Source organism: Paenarthrobacter sp. NPDC057355 (assembly GCF_042667405.1).
Taxonomy (GTDB): Bacteria; Actinomycetota; Actinomycetes; order Actinomycetales; family Micrococcaceae; genus Arthrobacter.
The window spans coordinates 132,320-158,971 of sequence record NZ_JBHVAL010000003.1 but is presented as its reverse complement, the minus strand read 5'-3'; the positions used below and the strand labels follow the sequence as shown (position 1 = coordinate 158,971).

Sequence of the window (26,652 nt, the reverse complement as noted above, 5' to 3'; positions counted from 1 at the left end):
GTCGTTCCGCCGGCGGTGCCGTTCGAACCCGAGGTAGCCGAGGAATCACCCAAAACACCAGCACCGACAGAACCAACATTCACCGGAGCAGTAATCGGAGCAACAACCTGGGTCCCCGAACCAACGCCATCAGAACCGGAAGTGCCGGCACCCGGGGTGGTGCCGGTCGTTCCGCCGGCGGTGCCGTTCGAACCCGAGGTAGCCGAGGAATCACCCAAAACACCAGCACCGACAGAACCAACATTCACCGGAGCAGTAATAGGAGCAACAACCTGTGTCCCCGAACCAACGCCATCAGAACCGGAAGTGCTGGCACCTGGGGTGGTGCCGGTCGTACCGCCAGTGGTGCCGTTCGAACCCGAGGTAGCCGAGGAATCACCCAAGACACCAGCACCAACAGAACCAAGGCCTACCGGAGCCGTAATCGGAGCAACAACCTGGGTCCCCGAAGCAACGCCGTCAGAACCGGAAGTGCTGGCACCTGGGGTGGTGCCGGTCGTTCCGCCGGCGGTGCCGTTCGAACCCGAGGTAGCCGAGGAATCACCCAACACACCAGCTGCTACAGAACCAAGGCCTACCGGAGCCGTAATCGGAGCAACAACCTGGGTCCCCGAACCAACGCCGTCAGAACCGGAAGTGCCGGCACCAGATGAAGCAGGAGCCGTACCGCCAGTGGCGCCGTTCGAACCCGTGCTCGTAGCCGTGGAATCCCCCAACACACCAGCACCAACAGAACCAAGGCCTACCGGAGCCGTAATCGGAGCAACAACCTGTGTCCCCGAACCAACACCGTCAGAACCGGAAGTGCCGGCACCAGATGAAGCAGGAGCCGTACCGCCAGTGGCGCCGTTCGAACCCGAAGTGGCTGCCGAATCACCCAGCACGCCGACCGACGTCGACCCAACCGTGATGGGGACCGTCACCGGTGCTACAACCTGTGTCCCCGAACCAACGCCATCAGAACCCGACGTTGTTGTCTGCGTAGGAGCCGGGGCCTGTGCAGGAGCTGCAGTTCCAGAAGTGGCTGCCGAATCACCCAACACGCCGACCGACGTCGACCCAACCGTGATGGGGACCGTCACCGGTGCAGCAACCTGGGTTCCCGAGGCGATACCGTCACCGCCGCCCGTGGTGGCTGCCGGCGTCGAACTTGTCGCCCCAGCGGGGGCGGCAGGTGTGGCTGAGCTCGTCGCAGTGGAGCCCCCCAGCAGACCCACTGACGACGAGCCCAGGCTTACGGGCACCGTAACGGGCGCTACAACCTGCGTCCCGGAGCCGATGCCGTTGGAGCCGTTGGTGGTGGCGGGAGCTGAACCGGATGAGGCAGCGGGTGCTGCCGAACTGGTTGCTGCCGAGTCCCCCACCAGGCCCAAAGGGGTTGCGCCGAGGTTGACGGGCGCAGTTACTGGCGCCACCACCTGCGTGCCGGAAAGGAGTCCGTCGCTGCCGCTGGTGGTATCTGCGGCATTCGCCGCGGTGGCGCTGAGGACAATCATGCCCCCGGCAAAGCAGGTGCCGATCAGGCACTTGCGAATGGTCGTGTTCATGGTGTTTTTCTCCTGAAGTTCTAGTTCCCGGAGACGTCCAATCACGGATCGTCTGTTGAGCCGTCTGCTGCAAGCTGGTGCAGCAAGGCAGGGGAACTAGTCAGGAGAGGAGCCGGGATCGAATGAGACCGGCGTTGGATGTTGCTCGTCGCTGCCCGCAGCGAGGCCAGGAAGGGCGTCTGCGGGAATGATCAGTGCGTCGTGAAGGAATGCTGCTGCCGGGTTGGGCGGTCCGTTCGAAGACGCGCCGGAACCACTGCCGGCAAGGCCGGACGGGACGGCGTCGAAGTCGCCGGGCAGCCCGGACGGGGCTGCAGGATCGGCAGCAGAGGAGGATCCGCCCAGTACGGCGGTGATGCCGGTGGGACCGAAGTTCCGGGTGTGAGCCAGCCACGATGCGTCGACCGCGAGCCCAACTCCAGTGGACTGTTCGGCTTCCACGGTGGGGCTGCTGTCGGCTGGCTCGGATGAAGTTACGACGCCGGTTGCCGGCTCGGTGCCTGCGTCCGGCGAGGCCGGAGCTACTGAGGCATCGGCGCCAGGAGCGCTCGGCAAACCGGCATCAGGGACTGTGACCGGAGGCACCACAACGGGTGGGACAGTAACGGGCGGGACCACAGAGTCGAGGGGCGGCAGGACGGTGTCCACCACACCCACAATGGGTTCCACGACGGGGTTGACTGCATCCGTCACTGGCTCCAAACGGACCGGTTCCACGACGGAGTTCACCGGCGGAACCACCACGTTGACGGCTTGGTCTACGGGGTCGATGACAGGTGCCACCACCGTGTTCACGATGGTTCCCGCTGTATTTGCGGGGAGGATTTGGTTGGCTACCGGGACGGCACCCACTGCATTGTCCAACGCGCCGCCCACGTGCTTAACCACAGGAGTGACTGCGGGGACGGGAACGTTGACCTGATCAGCGGGCAGCAACCCTTTGACGGAGGCCGGAAGAGGAACGTTGGGCACCGGGACGGAGATGGAACTGGACGATGTGACACTGTCCACCAAGTTCTTGTCCGTGCCTGTGCTTGCATCTGCGGCTGTGGCTGAGAGTGCCATCCAGATTGCGGTACCTGCGCCCGCGACCATGACAGAGCGGAGAATGCTGGCAGCACGCGGGAAAACGCGTGAACCCCTCATCTCGACACCCCCAGGTAGTCGCGAACCAATGGTCGAACTCATCCTAAAACGGGATTACGCCATTAGTCCATGCCTGGGAGTAACCAAGATGACAAATTTGTAAGGAACCTTGTTGCCGTGGCCCTACGAAGGGTAGGAACCCGTCTCGCTGGGGCCGAAGTCGGCTGTTCCCAGGGAGGATCGGCCATGGGAGTTGGTTTCCTGAAGCCTCTTGATGAACCAACGTGACTGTTCCGGGCCGTACGGCAGCACAGGAATCGCTTTGGTTGCGTCAGATGGCATGTCACGGATGGACTGGGTTGCCTGGCGAACTGCGGTGCTCATGGTGTGCGCCATGGTCTTGACGAACTCGTCACTGACATGTTTTCCGTGGCCCGGGACCAGGAACTCGTAGCGGTGGCGGAGGGCGGAAATGTGCCGCAAGGCGTCCGCCCACTCTTCGGGGTACGAGTCCTCGAACGACGGGTGCGCCCCCTGTTCCACCACGTCACCGACATACAGGGTGGAGCTGGTTCCTACCAGCAGGTCGCCATCCGTGTGCGCACGTCCCAGATAGAAGAGCGTGGCAGTGATCCCGCCAAGGTCCACCAGCACCGGCTGGTCACGGACCAGCGCGTTCGGAACAACGATCTCGACGGCCTCGCCCTCCCCCGCTGCCATCTCAGGTTCGTTGGTGGCCACGAAGCGTCGCTGGTTGTCGGCGTCGCGTTCGATAGTGGCCGCACAGTTGGCGTGCGCCCAAAACTCAGTAACGCCGTCGTCAGCGAAAACGGCGTTGCCGAAGAAGTGGTCGTAGTGCGCGTGGGTGTTCACCACGACCAGCGGCAGCTGGGTTTTTTCGCGCACCGCAGCAAGGATTTCGCGGCCTTGGCGCGGGCCGCAGCCGGTGTCGATGACCATGGCGAGCTCAGAGCCCACCACCAGGCCGGTGTTGAGTAACGATCCCTCGGTTTCCAAGACGTAGTTGTCCGGTCCAAGTTCCAGCCAAGCTGACAATGCGTTCTCCGTATCCAGTGCAATCCGGCGATGTTCAGGCCTCTACTCTACCCACCAAATCGGGAGAAGGAGGGAAGGCTGGCGGGCTGTTCAGCCCCGGAGCAGCCTGAACTTCCGGGCCGCCCGGACCACAAGCGAGGACTTCAACGCTTGAAGTTCATCCCCGAGTTGCTGGCGTTCGGCTTGAAGCTGATGGCGCTCTGCCTCCTTGGCCGCCAAGGCCGCAACTGCCTCCTCCAGCTCAATGCGCAGCCGCTCCCTTTCGGCTTCGGCTGCACCCAGGGTTCCAGCAATGTCCTCCAGCGCGTGTGTCAGCCGATACAGCTCAACCGATTGGTGGCCGATGTGCGATTCGTTGTTGGCAGTCAGCTTCGCAGCAGCGGGATGCTCGCCGGATGCGAGCTCGGCGAACGCCGGGGGTGGGCTGACCAGCACCGGCGCCTCTGTGCGCCCACCCTTCAGGGTTTCGACGACGGCGTCCCACCACTGGCGCTGGAACTCACCTTGGGCAGTGCTCAGCTTCCGGAGGTACTCACTGATATCAGCGCGGCGGCTCAGGAACTGGTCCACGTACTGCAGGAACTCCGGGGTGACCAGGTGCCGGAGCGAACGCAGGGTATTCCCGAGGCCCCAGTTGGCCAGCGCCCCGCCGATCCTTACTTCTCCGTAGTAGTCCACGGCGATTCCGAGACAGGGTACCCCTGCGGACGACGCGAAGACCACCGGGTGGTAGCGACTGGTTACCACCAGGTCGGCCTGCATGGTCAGCGAGGCAGATTCTTCCGCCGTCAGTTGGCCACAGACCGTGACGTTCTCCGAACGCATCCTGCGCCTGATGTCCTCGTGCGTTTCGATGTCGATGTCCCCATGGCCGGGACGTGACATATGGGAGATCAACACCACGTCCATTCCGCCGGCGTCGGAAATCCTGTCGAGCACCTCAGCAATACGCTGGTTGAAGTCTTCCCTGCCCATGGCGCCAGTCCCGGGAGCGAAGGTGGCTACCAGGAATGGCCTGTCGGGCTGCGGCTGGTAGCACGCCTGTGCTAAATCATTGCTGCCCTGATTGGCAGCGGAGACGTCCAGAAAACTCGCGTCGTCAAGAGTCAGGCCGGTCCGGATATCCGCGTCACGCATCAGCTCCCACGAGGTCTGTTCGCGGACGCTGGAGAGGTCGGCAGAGCGGAAGAGCTCGATCGCGGTACCGTAGTCCGGGCCTGTGAGCACGGGGCCGACCGTCTGCCCGGAAATGATCAGTGGTTTTCCAAGCGCCTTGGCGATGGCGCCCACGGCTGCCCGTTCGTAGAGCAGCCAACCATACGGCGAGTTCATATTGCCGCCGCCCGCGATGACCACGCCATCGCAGGTCTTCATGGTCTCGATAAGGCCGTGGACCTGGTCATGCCCCGGAAGCGCGTCCAGGTCACCAGCCAATACAGACCGGATCTCCTTGAGATAGGTTTCCCGCCTGTTCGGGGGCCAGGGGAATTCCAAGGTCTTAACTGCTGACGTACCAAACAGCTTTGAGCTCTGCTCAGGATCGCGCGACAGCAGCACGATGTCCTGGACTCCCCTTGAACGCAGCTCGTCCACTACTGCGTGCGTCATCGCCTCGTCACCCACGTGATAAACGGGCTGACCAATATCCCCAAGAACTACAACTCGCACGATACTCCGGTGTTAGAACGCAAAAAGCAGCTTCCAGCCTAGCGGGTTTCAACGGTTTGTTTCACGGAACGGCCGGCCTTGGCATGAGCCAAGCCCGGCCGTTCCTTCAGTGAATCAGGGTGTCTTCGACAGGAAGTGCTGGATGTTTTGGATGATGGGAGTCCAGGCCTCGAACTCGAGGTAGTTGATGTCCATCAAGACAACAACCCGTCCTCGTCCGCTAGCGGGACAGAAACAATTGCATCTGCTTAGAGAAACACATGCGGCCCGGAAGCATGAGCTTCCGGGCCGCACTGTTGCCACAGACTAGGCGTCAGGCGTTAGCTGTGACGTGATGCTGCCCTGCGGCGAGCGAGGACCATCAGAACGAAACCGAAGGCCAGGAGTGCCGCAGCTGCCGCAATGAAGGGAACAACCTGGGTTCCGGTGTAGGCCAGACCGCTACCGGAGCCACCGGTTTCCGATGAATCGCCTGCCGGAGCGTCCGTTGTAGGAACGGCAATTACCGGAGCACCTGTCGTCGGCGTGCCTGACTCGCTCGGCTCCGGGGTAGCGGAGTGGCTCGGCCGTGGGGTTTCCGAGTGGCTCGGCCGCGGGGTTTCAGTCGGGGTATCCGTCGGCGACGGGCCCGGCGTCGGCGTCTCAGTCGGAGTATCCGTCGGCGACGGGCTCGGCGTCGGCGTCTCAGTCGGAGTATCCGTCGGCGACGGGCTCGGCGTCGGCGTCTCAGTCGGAGTGTCCGTCGGAGTCTCCTCGTAAGTGATCTCGGCCGCTCCAGTCAAGGTCTGACCCTCGGCGCGCGCAAACACGGCAAACACTTGGCAATTGTCGTCACCGTTGCTGTACCAGTTCAGGCTGTCTTCCGTCACCGGCAGAACCGAGAGGTCAAGAGAGACTGTTCCTGCAGTCTGGCTGGTTGTGCAGACGTCCACATCCACTGAGGATCCGGCTGACGTCGGAGTGCTGATCGTCAGGACATCCCCGTTCAGAATGCCGTCAGCCTCTCCGGGGCAGAGCGCAAAGGTACCGTTGGTCGCGGTGAGCTTGATTGGGGTCTCTGCGATGTTGGTGGTCACAGTAATCTTGCCTTCCTGCCCAATTACCTGCGACTGGGAAGCCGGCGTGACACTGATTTGCGGCACTGCCGGCCGTGAAAGGAAAGCGAACGTCTCGTTGATCTTGTCAGGACTCAGACCAGCGTTGTCACAGATTGCAGTGCTCGTGCCGGTCAGGTTGGCGTAGTCCTTGATGCTCCACGCCAGGCGCTGCAACCTGTATCGATCAGACGAATTGGTGTCCGGCCTGACAAACTTGTTGGTTACGCCATCGTTGAATTGATAGCCGTTTTGAACCACGTAGGCGAACACACGCCGTTGGAAATCGGTCATGTCGGCATTCTTTTCAGGATCATCGTCCAGAGGGCGCCCGTCGAAGCACGAGTGCAACACGACGTCAGTGCAGAACATCCAAGCGCTAACAGGACCGCCGCCTACAGGGCCACCCTCCGCTTCGGTTTCGTAACGCGTGCCGCAGAGGGGCGGCAGAGTGGTGGTACCGTCCGTCCCCTCCCCCTCGAAGTTATAGAGCTCAACAACCAGTCCATTGTTGTAATTGTCCAGATTCGTTCCGGTGACCGTGGTGTCGGGGGAAGCGTTCATATACGTTGTTCCCGGGCACAGCGGAGCTTCAAAGGAGGTCGCGGCAACAGGAGGCGCAGACGCCACTGCTGCTGTTGGCAAGGCAAGCTGCGCCGCGAACACCCCCGCTCCCAGCGTGGTGGCCGCGACAAGGGCAGCGCCAATTCTCTTAAGCATGTAGTTCCTTGATTCGTAATCTGCATTCGAAGGGGCCAGGCGTCAGATATGACCCGCACATTCCCGGGTTGCGGGTCATGATCCGATGCCCTTGCCACCTATTGAGAGAGGCCTGACGCCACTACGTGACGCGCTTACGCACGAAGGTGACTGAGGTCACGGCATCCCCTGGACGGCGGAATGGGGTGGTTAAATGCAAAAGACCCCGAACGAATCGGGGTCTTGCAGCTCTGCCAGGCGGAGCCCTAGGCGCGGCCCTTGATGATGGCAGCGATCAATTCCTTGCTACACCCGACGGCGGCTGCCAACGCACTGTACGACCACCGGACGGGGTCCTCTTGCCGGGCACGGCGAATGAACGCATCCCGCTGCTGCCGATGCCTTTCCGCCAGGGCAAGGGCATCGGCAGCGCGGCGGTGATGCTCGCGGGCCTGTTGGACAACCGGATCAGATGACACGGGCCGAAAAGTCGCTCAGCAACGTGGGCAACGAGGCATCGAAGCCTGCAATGTCCAACATGCCGGGATCCGAAGGGTCAGCAATGGTGAAATCCGTAGCCGTCAGACCCACCACGGCGAGCCGAGCGTCAATACCCGACCAGTCCCGGTACTGACGCAGAGCCTCGTGCGGATGGACCCGGCCAGCCCAGGTCTCGTTGTCGGTGTAGATGACGAACGTATCCACCTGAACCTTGTTCGCGAGAGCCCACAGCATGGGCAACGCGCAGTCCGTACCGCCGAACGGCAGGCCTGACACCGTACCCAGGACATCGTCCAGCCGCTGGCGGGGCGAGATCGGCAAAGGCGAAATCCCATCGATCCGCTCGTTGCGCTGGAACAAACCCGTCTTCGCACCCACCGAAGATCCGGTGAAGCCAAGCGTGATGGTCTTCGGCTCTGTTGCCGCCGTGACCAACGCCATCGCCGCAGAAACTTCCCGCGCTGTGATGGGCAGACCTGAAATCGGCATGGTCATGGAGCCGGAGACGTCCAACGCAAGCAACGTCCGCTTGTTCGCCGGCCGCACAGTGGCAAAGGACGCATAGAAGGCAGCGTCCAAGGCATCCACAACCTGACCCACAGGCTCCCACGAGGACCTTCCCCGGGCCGAAGAGCCCGAAGCGTAAGTCCGGGCAGCCACCAGCACGTTGATCGGGTGAACCCGGGCCTTCTGCAAGCGGCTGCTGTCCGTGAGCTGGCGAGTAACGGCGTCGAGCGTTTCAGACATAGGCTCCAACACCCCAAGGCGCGTCAGCCTGGGAAGCTGCCGCATCAGCGCCGTCTGCGGAAGGCCGTTGGCCAGCAGCTTTGACCACACGGCAGGCTCGCGCAGGGCGGCGTCGGGCAACATCTCCCACGACAACTGCTGGTAGTCCCCCAACAGGTCCACCCATTCGGCCGCTGTTGACGCCTTGTGCGCCTTCTCGAAGCCCTCAACAAGCTCAGGACCATCGGCGCTCCGACCGCAGATCCAGTCGAAGAGCTGCTTCCGGTCCGCTTCCGCAGTGGAAGGATGCGCAAGACGGAGTAGATCCCGGTGCGACCAACCGCCACGCTGCCGGTACTTCACCGCCTGGTACGCAACCTCGTCAACTGGCTTGGACAGGTACCAATCGGCAACCGCGCGGCGAAGGCCTCGGCCCCACCCACGGAATTGCTCCACATAGCCCGCGAAGATGAAGAGATGGGTTCCCGTGCGGGCCACCTTGGGCAGCGCCGCCAACGCAGCCTGCCGCCCCTCCACATCGCCCAATGCTGTTGCTGCGGCAAGGCAGAACAACGCAGGGTTGTTTCGAGGCGCGCGGCCGGCAGAGGAGATCGCGACAACCTCGTCCACGAGCTCGAGGGTTTTCTCACGCGCCCAGCCGAGCACGACATCGGCGTTTTCCAGCGTGAGTTCACGCTCGGAACCGTAGTAGGTGCCGCCGTCGGTACCCAGCACAAGAAAGCGCCGCAGGCGCTCGAGCGGTTCGACCGTAAATGTGTATCCGCCGCCCTGGTTGGGCACCTGACGGGAATCAGTGGGCTGCGACTGGGGCACAGCCCTTAGGTTAATGGCGTTCAATGCATCAGCCACAGCGGTCCTTTCGTTGAGGGAAAAGTGGCGGCGGGCATGTTTGCGAGTCCGGAGTTGCCCAAAGCTCTACCAACTGAGCTACCGGAACACGTCCGGGCGGGACTCGAACCCGCGGCCCTTGGGTCCTTTAACAGAGGTAACCGAAACTCTCCGGCCCGCCGCCACTTTTCAGTTCACGCGAGTAGGCATTTTGTCACCGCCGGGTTCTCTCCTGCTGCCTTGACGAATCAACGCAGCAGGGGCAGGGATCGAACCTGCTTTACACCAGTTAACCGACAGTTTTCGGCCCACTCACTTGTCTGAGTGTAATGCATTACACGGCGTCTGAACAGGCCTTATTGCAAAGAAGTGCCTGACGTCAGGGATTCCGTGGCGGAGCCGCGGCCTCTACAGACCTGCAGCGGCGGGTTCCTGCAACCTCCGGGACTCAAGCGACAAATTAACTTCAAGGCCTTGACCCAGGCGGACCACACCCCTAGAGTTCTGATATATGAGTCGTATGTCACATTTTTTGGCTGACCCCACTTGATGAAGAAGAGCGGTAACTCAGCCGCTGGAAGCACCTCTCAGGGACCGCACGGCCGCATTGGCTGGCCTCGAACCAGCTGGCCTCCTCCACAGGTCGCTAAGGTCTGCGACTGTCCGCACGTCTAGAAAACGGCGCTCTGGTGCCGTCAGCGTTTTTCGCTGAAGCCAGAAGGGAACACACCTCCATGATCCACCCGACCAAGACGACGGCCGCCGTCGACGCCCCCGTACCAAAAGAGACCAGCTCCACGTTCAAACGCCGCTTCATGTTTCGGCTGGTCGCAGTCTTCATCGGCGGGATGTTCCTCGACGGTTACATCCTCGGAATCATCGGCCCCGTCACCGGACTCATGCGTTCAGATCTCCAGCTCGATGCGCTGTCCCTGGGTTTGATCGCTGCAGGTCCGCTGGTTGGCATCTTTGTCGGCTCCCCGATTGCCGGGTGGGCTGCTGACAAGTTCGGACGTAAGCCCATGTTCCTCGTGGACATGGGCCTGTTCCTGGCCGCCTCAGCTGCCCAGTTCTTCGTAACCTCCGGAGACGGCGCCGTGATCCAGCTGGCCATCATCCGGTTCTTCATGGGTGTCGCGATCGGCGGCGAGTACTCAATCGGCGGACCGTTGCTTTCAGAGTTCTCCCCACCCAAGCTCCGCGGGCGGCTGCTCGGACTGACTCTGATCGCCTGGTACATCGGCTTCATGATGGCGTTCATCATCGGCACGGTGCTGCACGACGCCGGCACACCGTGGCGCATCGTCATCGGCACTAGCACGATACTCGCCGCCGTCCTGTTCGTCGCCCGCATCGGCCTCCCCGAATCGCCCAGCTGGCTCATTACGAAGGGGCGGCGCGACGAAGCGCTCGCGGTCGCGCGCAAATACATCGAATCGCCGCAGATGCACGACAGCATCACCGAAGAGATCAATCTGAGGATGGTCCAGGAAGCCCAGGCGGCGCAGAGCAGGACCAAAATCAAGAACGCCTCCTTTGGAATGCTCTTCTCGAGGCAGTACTGGCGAACCACCCTATTCACCGCAGGTTTTTGGTTCTGCGCGGTCACTCCTTACTTCGCCATAGCCACGTTCGCGGACGAGGTACTTCACCAGTTTGGCTTCGGCGGCGGCTGGGCTGGCGGAGTCGGCCTGTCCGCACTCGCGGCCGCTGGTGTCGTCACCACGGTGCTGCTGATCGACAGGCTCGGCCGCCGGATCCTCACGGTCCCGGGGCAGTGGCTCTGTGCTGGAATCCTGCTGGTCATCGGAGTCTGGGCGGACGCACCAGCCATCCTGGTTCTGGCCCTGTTCCTGGCCTTCTCCTTCTTCAACGCCGGCTACACCACGATGACCCAGGTCTATCCGGCCGAGGTCTTCCCCGGCCACCTCCGCGGCGTCGGCATGGGCTTCGCCGCGGCCTTCAGCCGCATCGGCGCCGCCCTCGGCACCTTCGCCCTGCCGTGGGCGATCGCCAACATCGGCATGGGCCCCAGCATGGTGGTGGCCGCCGTCGTCGCATTCCTCGGCGCAATCCTCTCGCAATGGCTCGCTCCCGAGACCAAGGGGCGCACGCTCGCCGAGATCTCGGCAGACTTCAAGCACTGACGCTGGGACTTAAGCGGAAGGACCCCGGCTGTTCAAGGTCGGGGTCCTTTTCACGTGTTCAGTCGCGGGTCGTGAGCGAGGGTTCGGTTCAAGCCCGGGGGACGTGAGCGAGGGTTCGGTTCAAGCCCGGGGGACGTGAGCGAGCGTTGGGTTGAAGCCCGGGGGACGTGAGCGAGGGTTCGGTTCAAGCCCGGGGGATGTGAGCGAGGGTGCTACATGTCCGCGAGGGCGCCGCCGGGGTTTTCGATTGCGTCGGCTACGTAGCGGAGGAAGCCCGCTGCGGTTTCGCCGTCGCACACGCGGTGGTCGAAGGCCAGGGTCAGCTCGGTCACCTTGCGGACGGCCAACTCGCCGTTGACCACCCAGGGCTTGTCGATGATCCGGCCTACTCCGAGCATCGCGACCTCGGGATAGTTGATGATCGCCGCCGAACCGTCGACGCCGAACACACCATAGTTGTTCAGCGTGAAGGTGCCCGAGCCCAGTTCCGTCGGGGTCGCCTTTCCGTCACGCGCGACGGCGGTGAGTCGCCGGATCTCCGCGTCCAGTTCGCGGGCGCTCATCGTGTGGGCATTGCGTACAGACGGGACCACGAGTCCGCGGTCGGTCTGGGCAGCGAATCCTAGGTTGATGCCATCGAAGCCCACGATCTCCTGTGAACCGTCGGCAGCTGTTTCAAAGCGCGTGTTCAGGGCCGGGTACTTCTTTAACCCAGCCGTGACAAAACGGGCGATGAAAGCCAGCAGACCGGGGGTTTCGTGCGGCGCGCGCTTCTTCAGTTCGGCGCGCATCTCCAGCAATGCCGTGGCATCAACGTCCACCCACACGGTTGCTTCGGGGATCTCCGAACGGCTGCGCGTCATGTTCGCCGCCACGGCCTTGCGCACTCCCCGAACAGGAGTCCGCGCCGACACAGCCAACCCGGTCCGGCCATCAACGGAGCCCTCGGCAACCGGAGCGGACGCAGCAACAGGAGCAGGGGCAGCAGCGGGAGCCTCCGGCGCGGAAATCGCAGCCTCAACATCCCGGCGCATGATCAGCCCACTGGCACCCGAGCCTTCAATCGCATCCAGCGAAACACCGTGGTCGCGGGCCATCTTCCGTACCAGCGGCGAGATGACAGCACTGAGCTTGCCCGGGATGCGGGTCCCGGCAACAGCCGGCTCAAGCGACACCTCGGGAACCGCAGCAGGCTCGACGACGGCGACACTCGCCTTCCGCGGCCGGGTCCGGCCACCCGTGGCTCCCCCAGGGGTGCCGTAGCCGATGAGCACGTTCCCCGAGCCGGCCTTCTCCTCGGTCCGGTACGTCTCGGCAGCTGCGGATACCTCGGCCGAGGCAACCACACCAGTAGACACAGCATCATCAGCAGCCGCCGGAGCGGCGGCAGCCGGAGCGGCAGCAGAAGCAGCCGCGGCAGCCGGCACCGAGTCAGCAGCCGGACCCGAACCCGACCCCGCACCCACGCGAGCAATCGAGATCAGCGGCTTGCCGACGTCGAGCGTTTGACCGGCCTCCCCGTGCAGTTCGGCGACGGTGCCTGCGTAAGGCGAGGGCACCTCAACCATGGACTTGGCGGTCTCGACTTCGGCGATGGGCTGGTCCACTTTGACCTGGTCCCCCACAGCCACGAGCCAGTTGACGAGTTCGGCTTCGGTGAGCCCTTCACCGAGGTCGGGCAGACGGAATACCTGCATATCTGAGCTCATGGTTAGTCCTCCCACTGAAGGTCGTCGACGGCGTCGAGGATGCGGTCGACGCTTGGCAGGTAGTAGTGCTCCAACTTGGGAGACGGGAACGGGACGTCGAAGCCGGTGACCCGGAGGATCGGCGCGGCCAGGTAGTGGAAGGCGCGTTCCTGGACCCGGGCCACGATTTCGGAGGACACGGACGCGAAGCCATGGGCCTCAGCGATCACGACGGCGCGTCCCGTCTTCCGTACGGACGCGCAGACGGTTTCGTCGTCGAAGGGGACGATGGTGCGGACATCGATGACTTCGAGCGAGCGGCCTTCTTCGGCGGCGGCAGCGGCGGCTGCGAGCGCGGTGGGAACGGACGGACCGTACGCGATGAGCGTGGCGTCCGTGCCGGGACGGGCGACAGCCGCGCGGCCCTCTGTGGAGGTCCCGGCGTCGTGCTCTGCGCGCAAGGCACCCAAGTCCACCTGGTCCTTGGACCAGTACAGCTTCTTGGGTTCCATGAACATCACGGGGTCATCGGAGTCGATGGCTTCGCGGAGCATGCGGTAACCGTCGGCGACGGTGGCCGGGGTGTAGACCTTCAGGCCGGCGGTGTGGGCGTAGTAGGACTCGGAGGAGTCGCAGTGGTGCTCCACTCCCCCGATGCCGCCCGCGTAAGGAACACGGATGACCATGGGCATTTTGAGCTTGCCCTTGGTGCGGTTGTGCATCTTGGCGACGTGGCTGACGATCTGCTCGAAGGCCGGGTAGGCGAACGCGTCGAACTGCATTTCGATGACGGGGCGCATGCCGTTGATGGCCATGCCCACTGCCATGCCGACGATGCCGGACTCCGCGAGCGGGGTGTCGAAGCAGCGCTGTTCGCCGAATTCGGCCATAAGGCCGTCGGTGATGCGGAAGACTCCGCCGAGCATTCCGACGTCTTCGCCGAAGACCAGGACCGAGGAGTCGGCGCGCATGGCGTCGGCCATCGCGGTGTTCAGTGCCTTGGCCATGGTGAGGCTCTGCGGGCCGCTTGCCTCGGCGGTGGCGGCTGCGGAAGCGGCGGCGCTGGCGGTTGCGGCGCTGACGTTTCCGTTCACGGACGTGGTGATGGTCATTTTGCGCTCTCCTCGCGGGCAAGTTCGCTGGCCAGCAGCTCAGACTGTTCTTTCAACTGCGGCGTTTGCTTGTCGAAGACGTATTTGAAGAGGTCCAGCGGCTGTACCGGCACGTCCTCGCCCAGGCCTTCGCGGAGCTGGGTGGCAACGTCTTCCGCATGCTCTGCGATGCGCTCCGACGCTGCGTCATCCAACAGGCCCTTGTCAGACAGATAAGCCTTCATGCGGGTGAGCGGGTCCTTGGCCTGCCACTCGGCGACTTCGCTGTCCGGGCGGTAGCGGGTGGCGTCGTCGGCGTTGGTGTGGGCCTGCATGCGGTAGGTGTGGGCCTCGATCAGCAGCGGTCCGGAACCTTCGCGCGCCAGCTTCACCGCACGGTCCATGACGGCGAGCAGCGCGACGAGGTCGTTGCCGTCCACGCGCTCACCAGCCATGCCGTAACCAACGGCCTTGTGGGCCAGCGACGGCGCCACGGACTGGTGACTGAGCGGGACAGAGATGGCGTACTTGTTGTTCTGCACGAAGAAGATCACCGGCAGGTGGAAGACGGCGGCAAAGTTCAGTGCTTCGTGGAAGTCGCCTTCGCTGGTGGCACCGTCGCCGCACATGGCCATCACTACGGTGTCTTCACCGCGCAGCTTTGCGGCATGGGCGACGCCGACCGCGTGCAGCAGCTGGGTGGTCAGCGGCGTGCACTGGATGCCGACGTTGTGTTCTTTGGGGTCGTACCCGCCGTGCCAGTCGCCGCGGAAGATGGTCATTACCTCTACCGGGTCCACGCCGCGGGTCATGACAGCGACGGCGTCACGGTAGGTGGGGAACAGCCAGTCGCCTTCCTTGAGGCACATGGCGGCTGCCACTTGGCAGGCTTCCTGGCCGTGGCTTGAGGGGTAGACGGCCATGCGGCCCTGCCGGACCAGCGCTGAGTTCTGGTCGTTGACGCGACGTCCGACGACGAGCTGCTCGTAAGCGGCCATCAGTTCAGCATCGCTGGGCGTGGGGTACTCGTGGCCGGGTTCGGTGCCTTGCTCGTCGTGCGGGCGGAGGGTGCCGTCCGGGTTCACCATTTGGATCTGGTGCCGGGCGGGGAGCATGTAGTCCTCTACGCTGATGCCGAATTTTGTCCGAACGTCAGCAGCCTGGTCCTCCACGGCCGTTTCCGGCGCAGAGTGGTCTGCATGGATCGTCATTGGTCCGTCCTTCTCTAGCCACTATGTGCTTCCAGTATGTTCCCCGGCGAAGTTTCGTATCCAGCTTTCCGCCGAATCATGGAAGCCCTTGCCTAAACTGGGTATTCTGAGAGACGAATTGCAATTGTGAGCTGGGTTACGCGCCTGTGCCGTAGACGAATTGGAGCCTGCTTTGAGTGAGACGGAGGCGGAGCAGACCGCCGTACCGCTGGACAGTGTGGACCGGGACATCATCCGTGAGCTCACCACCGACGGTCGCATGTCCATTACGCAGGTGGCGGAGAACGTGCACATCAGCCGCGCCCATGCCTATACGCGGATTGCCCGGCTCACCGGCGAGGGCGTGCTGACCAAGTTCACGGCACTGGTGGATCCCATCAAAGCCGGCCTGCGCTCCTCCGCATACGTGACGTTGAAGGTCCAGCAGCATTCGTGGCGTGAGCTGAAGGAGCAGCTGCGGGCCATCCCGGAGATCCACCACATTGCCTTGGTGGGCGGCGACTTCGACGTCATCCTCCTCGTCCGCGCCACCGACAACATCCATCTTCGCCGCGTGATCTTCGACCAGCTGCAGTCCATGGAGGGCATCCTGGATACGCAGACGTTCCTGGTGTTCGAAGACGTCGATACCCGGTGACATTTCGACGGAAGGTTGCCTGGACTTTTATTGCCGGCGTGCTCGCCGGGCTGCTGTGGCTGATGGGGGCCTACCAGCTCTTCCATAACCCACCCCAAGCCACTCCCCAACGGACCGACGCCATTGTGGTGTTGGGCGGGATGAGCGACGAGCGGCTCCCGGTGGGCTTGTCTTTGCGGGAGCAGTTGGACATTCCGGACCTGGTGGTGGTCACCACGGGCCTGCCCGCCAATGCCGGTTCGGATGACTACTGCAAAACGCACGACGGCGATGCTCACCTTGACTGCTTCCGTCCGGATCCGCTGAACACACGTGGCGAAGCTGCCCGCCTGAGGGACCTCGCCGCGGAGCGCGGGTGGAAGTCGGTGACCGTGGTGACCTCCGATTATCACGTGCTCAGGGCCGGGACTTTGATGAAGCAATGCATCCCTGCCGACGTGCGCATGGTGGGCACCGAACCGCAACTCTCCCCCGCTGGGTGGCTGTGGCGTTTCGTGGTGGAAACCGGTGGGCTTTTGGATGTCTGGATTCGCCCGGAATGCTAAGGGTTCTGGTGACTTTTACCTGATTTTCAGCGGCTAGGATTGCACTAGTTTCTGGTGCCTTCGGGCCGGTCTTTATGGGGGTAATACGTGCACACCATCATGCCTATTTTTGGGACGCGGCCTGAAGCCATCAAAATGGCACCGATTGTGCGCGCACTGATGGAGTCGGAACTGTTTGAGTGCGTGGTGACGGTTACCGGACAGCACCGGGAAATGCTGGACCAGGTCAATGAATTGTTCGGCATCACCCCGGACCACGATCTCAACATCCTTCAGCCCGGACAATCCCTTACGGACATCATGACCCGAACCATGAGCGGGCTCGACTCCCTGTTTGCGTCCGGCCGGCCGGACGCGGTGATTGTCCAGGGCGACACCACTACCTCCACCGCCGGCGCCATCGCAGCCTTTTATCACGGCATTCCCGTGGTCCACGTTGAGGCCGGACTCCGCAGCGGGAACCTGCTCTCCCCCTTCCCGGAGGAAGCGAACCGCAAGATCACGAGCCAGATCGCATCCCTGCACCTGGCACCTACCAGCACCAGCCGGGCAAACCTGCTGGCCGAGGGTGTGTCAGCCGCGGACATCGTGGTGACTGGTAACTCGGTGATCGACGCACTGCTGACTACGGTGGACAAGCAGGTGCCGTTCTCTGATCCTGCATTGGAGTCTCTTGCTTCCAGTGGCCGGCGTGCGTTGTTGGTGACGACGCACCGCCGCGAGAACCAGGGTGACGCCATGCGCGGGGTTGGCCGGGCGCTGGCGCGCATTGCCGACGCCGAGCCCGAGCTGACGATCGTCCTGCCGGCGCACAAGAACCCTGTGGTCCGTGAGGCTGTGCTTCCGTCTTTGGAGGGCAAGCCGAATGTTCTGGTCACGGAACCCTTGGCGTACGGCGAGTTCACCCGGATGCTCTCCCTTGCCCATGTGGTTCTTACGGACTCGGGTGGTGTCCAGGAAGAAGCCCCGAGCCTAGGCAAGCCCGTCCTGGTGATGCGCGACAACACCGAACGCCCCGAAGCCGTGGAAGCCGGGACAGTGGCACTAATCGGCACGGACGAAGAGCGGATCGTGGCCGAGGTGAGCCGGCTGCTCCACGACTCTTCCCACTTTGAGGCCATGGCGAATGCGGTGAACCCGTATGGGGATGGCCTGGCTGCGGAGCGCACTATTGCCGCGATCGCGGAGCTTCTGGGTGTGGGCAGGCGCGTGGAGGAGTTCGGGATGGAGCGGGTGGGTTGAAAGCCCTATTCATTTTTGGATGCTTGGCTAGCTAGATCCGCAGATACATTCAATGTCCCAGCCTGAGCCGATGCCGCAGACAATGGGCACCGACATGACCGCGCAACGAGACCTGCTCCAGTTGCGTACGATGCGCAACTAAGAACTCATGGTTAGATTCGACGACAGTCAAAGGGCATCCTAGCATGTTTCGCCAGCAGAACCACCCTGCCTCGACGACTTCATTACGAGCATCAGCACCTAGCGAATGCGCGCCGATCCCAGGCTATGTATAGGGCCAGAACTCTTGGCCCGGCGCTCCATCACGAATAGAGCGCATACCATAATAACGGCGAAGTAAGCCATGGCCGCGAGCAGTGAGCCCCGAAGAATAATCAGGAGGTAAAAAGGAATAATGCAGCCAAGGAGGGGTGGTGCAGAGGATACCGAAAGGATACTCTCCGCTTTCCGATCTAATACTCTGAAAACATAACCCAAGAAAAACATGACGGAAACCAGCAAGATCCACCCTCCATTGATGAAGAGCTCAGCCCAGACGGGAGCCGAAAGATTATCAAAGTGATAACCCTTGTAGTTTGCGAGAAGCGTCCCGGTATCTATCGGCTTGTCATGCCACAAAGATCGAGGAACCCAAAAAAGGACAACCCCCAGCAGCTGCCTTCCCCACGTAATGCCCTCGCTCTGCACGTATTCAAACGTGTTAATGAGCTGGGCGAAAGCATCGAAGTCGCCACTTGTCATGGACTTCAGAGGATCCTCAGTCTGCACTTCCCCGGTGGTTGTGTATCGAAATGCATCCATGGCAGGAAAAAGAACCACCAGCCCAAAAAGCGCTGAAGCAGTCACTAATCGAAAACGGCCAACAGTCGCAAGTACTCCAAGGGAAGCCAAGACAGCCAGGGCCACTGTACCGAAAACATACCTTGGGCTACTAAGCGGATTGACCGTATAAAGCAGAGTGACGAGCAACACGAACGGCAGGAGCCGCGGCCCGGGCAGGCCTTGCGATCGCCGAGCCGCACGGAGTTGCATCTGAGCCAGGAAGGCCACGAGCAATGTCATGCTCGAAGCGGCAAGCACGATCGCATTCACCGTCTCCTCCGGCCAAACACCCGCGCGCACGCGCGCAAAGGCAACTCGACTCTCTAGGAAAGTGGAAAGCCCCATTCGACTGACATAGAACGTCGAAAACAATAATGCGACGCCGGCGAGAATGTTTGATCGAAGTGTTGAAATAGAAACACCACTGGGAAGATACGAAATAGTGCGCTTTCCTGCCAACCAACTGCCAGCGATAACAAACAGGCAACCAATAATCGTCGCAGTTATCGCAGGCTCCAAGAAAGCGAGATTTATTCCAGGCGTTGTACCGGGCCAAAAATCTGCCCTAGACTGCACAAAAGGTGCGACACCCATGAAAACATAGGTAAATAACCAAAAAATCATTTCATACAAGTGCCGATAAGATGAGCTTATTATCCAAGAAATCCTGACGCCCGCCAGCACTATTATTAATATAAAGCCGATGCCATCCGGTTGGCTCGCATTTGAATTAGTCAGGGCAAATAGGAGGGTTGGCGATATCAGGCACAGGCCTAGTAGGCCGTAGGTGAAAAGGACAGGCTCACCGATGCTTGGCTTATTATCGGCGCGCATGTAACTCCTCGGAAAGTTCTAGCAACAAGGTTACTCTTGGGATTGTGGCTTGCGATTCAGTTTAGAAGCCTCGGCGATGGCATTCCGGCGCACCAACACGCTCTGGCCATGAGGCGCGCCCGCCCCCCACCTCCGCGAAGTTACCTGGACCGCGGCAACACTCTCGCGGGCCGATACGAGTCCTCAGCGGGCGTGTTTCCAGAAGAAGAAATCTGGGGTGCAGCACTCTCTCCACGCGTAGAAGCCGACTGCGATTCAGCGGTGTTGTAGTAGCTATAGGCGTATGCGTCCGGCCCTTTTACCGGCAAGCGGTTCAGAATGACACCGAGAAGGTTCGCCTGAACAAGCTCCAATGCGTTTAGCGATTTCTGGAGATCTTGCGACCTCGTTTGTTGTGCCGCAACTACCATCACCACTCCCCCAACATGTTGCGACAGGACCGCAGCGTCGGTTACGGGCAACAGAGGAGGCGCATCAATAACAACGGTGTCAAAAGCGTTTTCAAGGCGGAGGATCAGCGACTTCATCTCATCGGAACCCAAAAGTTCGCTCGGATTCGGAGGTATCTGGCCAGATGTGACGACAAAGAGGTTCTCTTCACCCCAAGGTTGCAGAACGTCGTTAACGTCGGCCTGGCCCACTAGACAGGTCGTGAGCCCAACATTTCGATCCAACCCTAGATATTCGCTGACCATTGGGCGCCTTAGGTCAGCGTCAATGAGGCACACGGCTTGTCCAGCCTGTGCCAGGGCGATAGCGAGGTTCGTTGCAGTCGTGCTTTTGCCTTCGGACGGAAGGGAGGATGAGACTAGAACTGTCTTTGCGTGGCCCGCAACATTGGCGAACTGCAGATTCGTTCTGAGCTGCCGGAAGGACTCAGCCCGCGGACTTTGCGCCGGGGTTTGGGTAAGTAGAGGCTTCCGGGTAGCGTCCGCGTCGAATGCGATGCCCCCGAGGAGCGGCGATTCCGTCACCCGACGGAGATCCGCTTCACCACGAATTCGACTGTCAAGCTTGCCTCGGAGCACAGCTGCCCCGATTCCGAGTGCGAGGCCTATCACAAGGCCGAGAATTATGTTTACCCTGGTGTTGGGAGCGGACGGTGCGGTGGGTGCCTGCGCTGGAGTAATGATTGACAGGCTCACAGGAGACGTGCCCCCGGCCTTGGGCCGCTCCAAGGTATCTACAGCTTGAACCAAACTGTTTGCAATCGCCTGAGCAATGGCCGCTGCTTGAACGGGCGACCTGTCACTCGCGGACACGTTGATGATGACCGTATTCAGCTCCGTACTGGCCTTAACACGACGCGATAAATCATCAACGTTCTCATCAAGCCCCAAAGATTCGATGGCGGGCTGAAGGACGATGGGACTGGTCACAGTCTTTACGTATGACTGAACTCGCGCCTGACTAAACGTGTTTCCCTGCTGAAGCTCCGAAACACTTCCCGAGCCTTGAATGGCCACAAACAACTTGGCTTCCGCAGTATACGTAGGCTGAGCCAATAGCGCCGATGCGCCACCTACCAACAAACCAACCATCGTCAGGGCGACGATAACGAGCCAGTTTCGACGAAGTACCCGGCCGTAGTCGCGTAAATCCAACGTAAATCCCCCTGCGTCAATCCTAGGCCGGCTTGCGAACTAGACGCCCGAATGGCGGTATTTCCAAACTTGTCATAGTCATCATACCGGCTGTCACGTGCGCCTGAGAGTTCATGTCTCAGCCGCACTCTCCAGCCGGTCACGTTCTCGGGCCAACCCGCAAAACCACCTTTGGTGACCCTTACACTTGCGCTCCCACAGGCTTGCAAAGACAGAACGGCCCTTCGCGCCTCGACGCTCCGCCTCAGTTGAGGAGACGGAGTGTGGACTCGGACGTCATCCTACAGCGGCATAAGTGTTCACAGCAGGCCTGCATCCGTCGTGGAAACCGCCGGATCAGTCAACGAGCAACAGAGGCTAGCCGAAGATGCGCTCAAAGAGCGGAATGTTCGAGCCCTGCTCCCCAAGCCTTTACGCATGTCGGAACCCAGCTACACATAGGGTTACATTGAGGAAGAACCGCCTTTTTCGTCGGCTGTGGACGACTTCAAAGAGGCATCAATAATTTCTAGTACAGGGGAACTTGAATCAAGTTTTCGTAGGAAAAAAGCACCGCTCAACTTGGCAGCGTAGAAATCGCCTTCCGTGGCTAGGCCTTCCAGAGCGGGTCTCAGGTAGTGGAAGTTCGGAAGGCTAGATATGTCCTCGCCAGGAAGAGCTTCAGGTCCACCTGAACTAACACAAGATGCCCACTTCGAGTTGTAAACAAATGTCTGAATTGCCATTTCATCCGGAGCGAATGCATTGCGAAATACCGCATACTCCGTCGTCTCAAGGGCCGATAAGGCGTCGCGCGCACATTCAGCGGTCAACGCCATCCACTGAGAGCCAGCAACCACTTTCAAGCTCGTCGGCCGCGGCGGCGGCCAGGTAGTGAATTTTTTCACCGTATACCGCGTGAGGCGCTTCACGATCTTTCGCGTCCCTCGTGGGAAGGGCAGGTCAAACCAATGCCTACGAGCGTAGCGATCCACGTGCCATGACGAGGTTTGCCAATCGAGCCTGTACGCCCGTACGAACTGCTGCCCAGCGCTCTTGGACAGGAGCTCCGCCAATTCCGTAACTGGTCGTATCGGATAACAGCGGCCGCTAAGAAACACAACGTAATCATCAGGCTCTGCATGCTGAATGGCGGCACTGGCACACGAGTTCATCGCCCGCACGACCGAGAATCCGCCCCAATTGACACTGTACCGCCGCGAAACGAACACCACGTTACTTGGCATCGGCCCGTTGGCGGAAGCAATATATCGACCCATGGGGACCGACTTGTCCAAATGAACCCAAACAGAAAATGGCTGAAGTTTCAGGCATAGTAACCGTAGCATTTCAGCATCATCGTGTGCCAGAACCGCAAAGCGAACAGTCATGAGTCGGTACCAATCCTAGAACGACGAATTCCTCTAGTAGATTCACCGACATCCATATAAGTAGAATAAAGTCGCTTGGTAACAGCTGCAATTGAGAAGTGTTCAGACGCTGCGCGACGGGCATTCTCTCCCATACGCTCTCGCAATTCAGCGTCTTGCATCAGCATCTTAAGCGGTGCCGCAAGCGCACCCTCGTTTACATCAATGACGATCCCGGCCGCATGACGTTCAACAAACGGCGCCAGTCCGTTCGATTTAGTGATGACCACAGGAAGGCCAACCGACATTGCTTCGAGGACTGACATTGGAAACGGCTCGTCCACTGACGGAAGTACGTATATAGCAGCCGATTCCATGCGAGTTAGCGTCTCGTCAGGACCTAGAGGCCCTTCAAGTACCACTGGCGGCGACTTCGGCAAGGCTGCGATGAAAGCTTTGACGCTATTGCCTTCGCCTTCATCTGGCCCTACCAATGAGAACCGCGTGGTAGTTTCGGACATTCCCGGCCCAATCTCTTTTGCTGCTCTGAGAAACTCCATGGGCCGCTTGCGCGCTTGAAGCCGCGCTAGATACAAGACATCTAGGACCCCAGACTTTGTTCCGCGACACTGAGGCAGAGGGACGCCGTTTGGAAGTGGAACTAAGGTAGTCGAAGACAAAGCGAATAGCGATGCTAACGAGTCCTTTTCTAACTCGGTAAGATACAGGACCGCCTTTGCTCGACCCACAACGGCTCTGGTGATGAAAAAGTCCAGAACCTTCGCCAACCGACGATCTGAAGCATCTATCATTCCGTGAGTCTGCAAAACGTAGGCTCTACGCCACAGTAAAGCTAGGGCAGCGGCTGGGAGAGTAACAAGGTCACGCGCCAGATGAACGTGAACGACATCATAGGTCCCCATGTTGACGATCAGGTGGCAAAGCATCCTCCAAGAAAAGAGTCCGGCGAAACCCGTGCCTGGCACCAAATTTGCGACCGGAAAGAGGCGAATCTCCACCCCATCGACCGTCTCCGGTGTTCGGGGGAATCCAGACACGCCGGCTACTAGGTCAACTTCGTGACCCTGAGCTCGCAGCTCACGGACCTGATTTACAGCTACTCTGAGAGGGCCACCGTAGGCGTTGTCAGGTGTCAGTAACGTTACTACTTGAAGAATTCTCAAGACAGTCCCTTTTCCTTCAAGGCGGCAGGAAATCGGACCCCTTGCTCTGCTAGTGGATTCCCGGACCAAATTGTGTTGGGCGGGATTTCACCTTTCACCACTGAATTTGGACCTATTACGGCCGAAGTACCGATGCGAGATCCACCGAGCACAACACAACGCGAAGTCACCCATACCCCATCTTCGATGACAATAGGACTGGTTATGAGTGCCATATCCCTCCTAAGCGCATGACTTCCAGTTGTAAGGAATGTGTCCTGAGAAATAACTGCATTTGCTCCAATAGTCAGGTGATTCTGGTTATGGATCCACACACCTTCGCCTATCCACGAGTTCGCTCCAATGACCAGCTTCCATGGAAACGCAACTCTGGTGCGAGGTCGAAAGATAACCCCCGCCCCAATATCAGCACCAAAAAGACGAAGGATTGCGGTCCGCAGCTTTGAACTAGGCTGCCACGAATTTGTGACGAATAGGCGCTCCGCCACCGCCCACAGGTACATTACCGAAGAAGACCTGTTCCATGCCTCCCGCTCCCCTGGAGCCTCGGAAAGAGGAATTACCCTCGTAGCAGGCGTAGTAGGCGCAGGCCTGTCAACATCGTTGCTGGCCCACTTTCCCGCCGAGGCTATGGAATTAGACACCGTCCGCGGCCTGCTTCGTCCTATTTTCATCTTATTGACTCCCGTAAAGATCTCTTGAAGGCGATCGTATTGCAAGAAATTACGACTATGTGGCCGCAGCAGAGGGCAGCGAACACACCGTGCATCCCGAGAATGAGACTCATGGGTACAACAAGTAGCAATCCAATTACAGAACCAATGAGTCCGTTGTGAAAAAGCTGTCTTGTCATGTCCAGTGAGACCAGGACGACTTGTCCTAAGACCATGGAAAATATCGACAAGGCGAACGTTAGTCCGAACAGAAGGGCGGCCCACCCATCTGGATGTACCTGTCCTGCACTAAGGATGTTCACGAACGTCGAACCCCACAGAGCAAGGACCCCCGCAGCTGCGGCGGAAGCAATCAGTGAGCCAAGCAAAGTGGCACGAGCTCGACTGCGCCTGACGACGCCGTCACGGTGCGGCACCCAACCCCGTAGGGCATCTACAAGGGGGGAAGCTGCGGTGAACATCTGCTTAGAAAGTCGATCCATCACGGCATAGGGGCCGACCGATGAAGGCGAGGTGTAACCCAACATCAGAAGCGGACCACTACTGTATATTGCTGAAACAATGGCCGCGGCCATGCCGAACCGATGCTCGAGTAGGTTTTCCCGAAGTCTGTTTACAGGTCGATGCGGGAGGTCAGAGTAGGGGCGAATAAAGCGGCGGATCCATAGCGAACACACGAGGACACCCGCTAGAACCCCCGCAATCTGTCCGAGGAGAGCAAAAGACATGTCTCGGAAAACGAACATTAGATAGAGACCGAGAGCTATTCCCAGCAAACGGGGTGTCGCCTCGGCAATGAGCATAATAAAAGGCCTGCTCTTGCCAATCAAGAACCAATTCAACCTGAGGCCCAGTAGCCCAGTTGAGACGATTCCCAAAAGAGCATATATATTAGCACCATTAGGGACTAGGAAGTAACAAAACAATCCCGCCAAGGCGAGAGTAGGTAATAGGAGAAAGAGTCTTGTTCTTCTAGACTCAGTCAGCAGAGTAGAATAATCGCCGGGAAAGGCTCTCGCTACTATCGCAGGTCCCGAAAGGGCCCAGCCGTAGCCAACAACAATTGTCACGATAATGCCAATCGACTGGCCCACGGCCGCCGCGCCCCAAGAAGAAACACCTCCAATCGAGACCATCAGCGGAATCGCAATGATAGTGCTTATGCCCGTCGCTGCAACATTTAGGCCATAACCCAGGACGACCAACGGCCCACGCCGCATGCGCCGGCGGCGTCGTCTCGGTCGTAGCTGCGGTGTCGTAAGTAAAGCTTCTTCAGCCACGGGCCCTCCGATCACGGAAGCAAATATCGCTGTTCGGAGACTAGTATCTCTGTCGCCTTCTCGGCAGCTTCATCCAACGAATCAACCATATGAATGTTGTCGAAGTTACTCATATAGTCACTAAATATTGCAGCGACTTTACCGTTAGCATTGTCCATGGCAATGGTAGGAATACCCAGAAGGGCGCCGAGGAACATACCATGGAGTCGGTCGGTAACTACTACACGACCCCGAGAAAGCGTCTTTGCGCTAGCCTCAAGATTCAGCCTCGCTGCCCGCAGATATGTCCAGGCGATAACGCTCTGCAAGGTGTAACGGAACGGACTCAAGACTCTCGCAACATTCTCCGGGAGCCGGTAGGCTAACCACAGGAGTTGGCTGATTCCACTCAATCTCCAGTCGGTTACTTCATGCGCAAGCTGGGCAAAAGAATCAAGGTTGTGTCGAGTTATCGACTCCGAGTCATTTCGCAACAATAACAATACGTCGCAGCTCGCTTGTCGTGGGCGATCAATTTGACCAAGTCCGAGTGCAAGGTCTGGGCAATATACGTGACGCGAAGTGGGAAACCATTTGGCTGCGCGCTCCATGTCAGCAGTCTGACGAAACATCAGCGTCAGGTTTTCGTGAGCATTTAGAACTCTTTGGGCGCGTTCAAGCCCTCGTTTTGACTCGAAGTCAAGACTTTGCGGTAGCTGAATAATCTGGCGGTCAGGAAACTCACTGACGATACGCTCTCGAAAGGCTTGGTGCTCCATCCAACGATCTCCAAAGTTTCCACCCCCAGTTATCAGAATCGGCCCTTTTGGGAGCCGCTTTCTTAGGTCGGAGGGATCAAAGCAGAAGATATCCGCCACATAGTCAACTCTCACACCAAGTTGTTTAAAGTAGGCCAACGCACCAAGCCAAATGAACGAATCACCCGCGTTCTGGTGCCTTGGAAAATCCAAGAGAGCGACGCGAGTGCCCGCGGGCAATATGGATGTTAGTACGCCGCGAGCTTCGTCCTGCAGGCAGTTCAGTGGGTTCATTGTAGACATTTTAGTAGGCGGCGGCTGGTGACCTGAATCGTCTATCACCTTGACTGGTTTGTTGAAGCCCATTCAGATCCCCCTCGT

General features: G+C 60.1%; 19 protein-coding genes. 4 read left to right on the top strand and 15 right to left on the bottom strand.

The features are described 5' to 3' along the window. The 7 genes from ACFUOZ_RS06255 to ACFUOZ_RS06225 form a co-directional block, all read right to left on the bottom strand. The coding region (locus ACFUOZ_RS06255; protein WP_377545997.1) for a beta strand repeat-containing protein at positions 1–1,547 on the bottom strand (1,547 nt) is incomplete at its 3' end. 96 nt (positions 1,548–1,643) lie between these two features. Next, complete coding sequence (locus tag ACFUOZ_RS06250) at positions 1,644–2,612, bottom strand: hypothetical protein (RefSeq protein WP_377545840.1); 969 nt, start codon at positions 2,610–2,612, stop codon at positions 1,644–1,646. A 204-nt stretch (positions 2,613–2,816) separates the two neighbouring features. After that, positions 2,817–3,689, bottom strand: coding sequence for an MBL fold metallo-hydrolase (locus tag ACFUOZ_RS06245; RefSeq protein WP_377545838.1), 873 nt, complete (start codon positions 3,687–3,689; stop codon positions 2,817–2,819). A gap of 90 nt (positions 3,690–3,779) precedes the next feature. Then, positions 3,780–5,312 carry a polysaccharide pyruvyl transferase family protein gene (locus ACFUOZ_RS06240; RefSeq protein ID WP_377545995.1) on the bottom strand — a complete coding sequence of 511 codons (1,533 nt, stop codon included), beginning with the start codon at positions 5,310–5,312 and terminating at the stop codon, positions 3,780–3,782. A gap of 365 nt (positions 5,313–5,677) precedes the next feature. Further along, positions 5,678–7,171: a hypothetical protein gene (locus ACFUOZ_RS06235; RefSeq protein ID WP_377545836.1), complete on the bottom strand. Its 1,494-nt coding sequence runs from the start codon at positions 7,169–7,171 to the stop codon at positions 5,678–5,680. Between the two features lie 245 nt (positions 7,172–7,416). After that, the gene (locus tag ACFUOZ_RS06230; protein WP_377545834.1) at positions 7,417–7,629 is read right to left on the bottom strand and encodes a hypothetical protein; all 213 of its coding nucleotides are present in this window, start codon (positions 7,627–7,629) and stop codon (positions 7,417–7,419) included. Continuing rightward, positions 7,619–9,247, bottom strand: coding sequence for a TROVE domain-containing protein (locus tag ACFUOZ_RS06225; RefSeq protein WP_377545832.1), 1,629 nt, complete (start codon positions 9,245–9,247; stop codon positions 7,619–7,621). The genes ACFUOZ_RS06230 and ACFUOZ_RS06225 overlap by 11 nt, the downstream gene beginning before the upstream one ends. A gap of 713 nt (positions 9,248–9,960) precedes the next feature. Between ACFUOZ_RS06225 and ACFUOZ_RS06220 the strand changes: the two genes are divergently transcribed. Further along, positions 9,961–11,373, top strand: a complete 1,413-nt coding sequence (locus tag ACFUOZ_RS06220; protein ID WP_377545829.1) for an MFS transporter — start codon at positions 9,961–9,963, stop codon at positions 11,371–11,373. 212 nt (positions 11,374–11,585) lie between these two features. On the opposite strand, the gene ACFUOZ_RS06215 is transcribed toward ACFUOZ_RS06220, so the two are convergent. From ACFUOZ_RS06215 to pdhA, 3 genes are read right to left on the bottom strand one after another with little or no spacing between them, the layout of a single operon-like run. Beyond that, positions 11,586–13,082: a dihydrolipoamide acetyltransferase family protein gene (locus tag ACFUOZ_RS06215; RefSeq protein ID WP_377545827.1), complete on the bottom strand. Its 1,497-nt coding sequence runs from the start codon at positions 13,080–13,082 to the stop codon at positions 11,586–11,588. Positions 13,083–13,084: 2 nt separating this feature from the next. Next, positions 13,085–14,173 carry an alpha-ketoacid dehydrogenase subunit beta gene (locus ACFUOZ_RS06210; RefSeq protein WP_377545825.1) on the bottom strand — a complete coding sequence of 363 codons (1,089 nt, stop codon included), beginning with the start codon at positions 14,171–14,173 and terminating at the stop codon, positions 13,085–13,087. Then, positions 14,170–15,363: a pyruvate dehydrogenase (acetyl-transferring) E1 component subunit alpha gene (pdhA, locus tag ACFUOZ_RS06205; RefSeq protein WP_377545823.1), complete on the bottom strand. Its 1,194-nt coding sequence runs from the start codon at positions 15,361–15,363 to the stop codon at positions 14,170–14,172. The genes ACFUOZ_RS06210 and pdhA overlap by 4 nt, the downstream gene beginning before the upstream one ends. Positions 15,364–15,535: 172 nt before the next feature. Between pdhA and ACFUOZ_RS06200 the strand changes: the two genes are divergently transcribed. From ACFUOZ_RS06200 to wecB, 3 genes are all read left to right on the top strand, one after another. After that, a complete protein-coding gene (locus ACFUOZ_RS06200) occupies positions 15,536–16,000 on the top strand; it encodes an Lrp/AsnC family transcriptional regulator (protein WP_144659252.1) in 465 nt (154 codons plus the stop codon). Continuing rightward, a complete protein-coding gene (locus ACFUOZ_RS06195; RefSeq protein WP_377545820.1) occupies positions 15,997–16,545 on the top strand; it encodes a YdcF family protein in 549 nt (182 codons plus the stop codon). The genes ACFUOZ_RS06200 and ACFUOZ_RS06195 overlap by 4 nt, the downstream gene beginning before the upstream one ends. Positions 16,546–16,644: 99 nt before the next feature. Further along, entirely contained in the window at positions 16,645–17,787 is a 1,143-nt protein-coding gene (wecB, locus tag ACFUOZ_RS06190) for a non-hydrolyzing UDP-N-acetylglucosamine 2-epimerase (protein ID WP_377545993.1), read from the top strand. A gap of 240 nt (positions 17,788–18,027) precedes the next feature. Here wecB and ACFUOZ_RS06185 read toward each other — a convergent pair whose 3' ends face one another. The 5 genes from ACFUOZ_RS06185 to ACFUOZ_RS06165 all read right to left on the bottom strand — a co-directional run bounded on the left by ACFUOZ_RS06185 (position 18,028) and on the right by ACFUOZ_RS06165 (position 26,637). Then, entirely contained in the window at positions 18,028–19,443 is a 1,416-nt protein-coding gene (locus tag ACFUOZ_RS06185; RefSeq protein ID WP_377545818.1) for a hypothetical protein, read from the bottom strand. A 140-nt stretch (positions 19,444–19,583) separates the two neighbouring features. Next, complete coding sequence (locus ACFUOZ_RS06180) at positions 19,584–21,047, bottom strand: polysaccharide biosynthesis tyrosine autokinase (RefSeq protein ID WP_377545816.1); 1,464 nt, start codon at positions 21,045–21,047, stop codon at positions 19,584–19,586. A gap of 443 nt (positions 21,048–21,490) precedes the next feature. Beyond that, positions 21,491–22,417 carry a beta-1,6-N-acetylglucosaminyltransferase gene (locus ACFUOZ_RS06175; protein WP_377545814.1) on the bottom strand — a complete coding sequence of 309 codons (927 nt, stop codon included), beginning with the start codon at positions 22,415–22,417 and terminating at the stop codon, positions 21,491–21,493. Next, complete coding sequence (locus tag ACFUOZ_RS06170; RefSeq protein WP_377545812.1) at positions 22,414–23,580, bottom strand: glycosyltransferase; 1,167 nt, start codon at positions 23,578–23,580, stop codon at positions 22,414–22,416. The genes ACFUOZ_RS06175 and ACFUOZ_RS06170 overlap by 4 nt, the downstream gene beginning before the upstream one ends. Before the next feature lie 1,965 nt (positions 23,581–25,545). Next, a complete protein-coding gene (locus ACFUOZ_RS06165) occupies positions 25,546–26,637 on the bottom strand; it encodes a polysaccharide pyruvyl transferase family protein (protein WP_377545810.1) in 1,092 nt (363 codons plus the stop codon). Between the last annotated feature and the right edge of the window lie 15 nt (positions 26,638–26,652).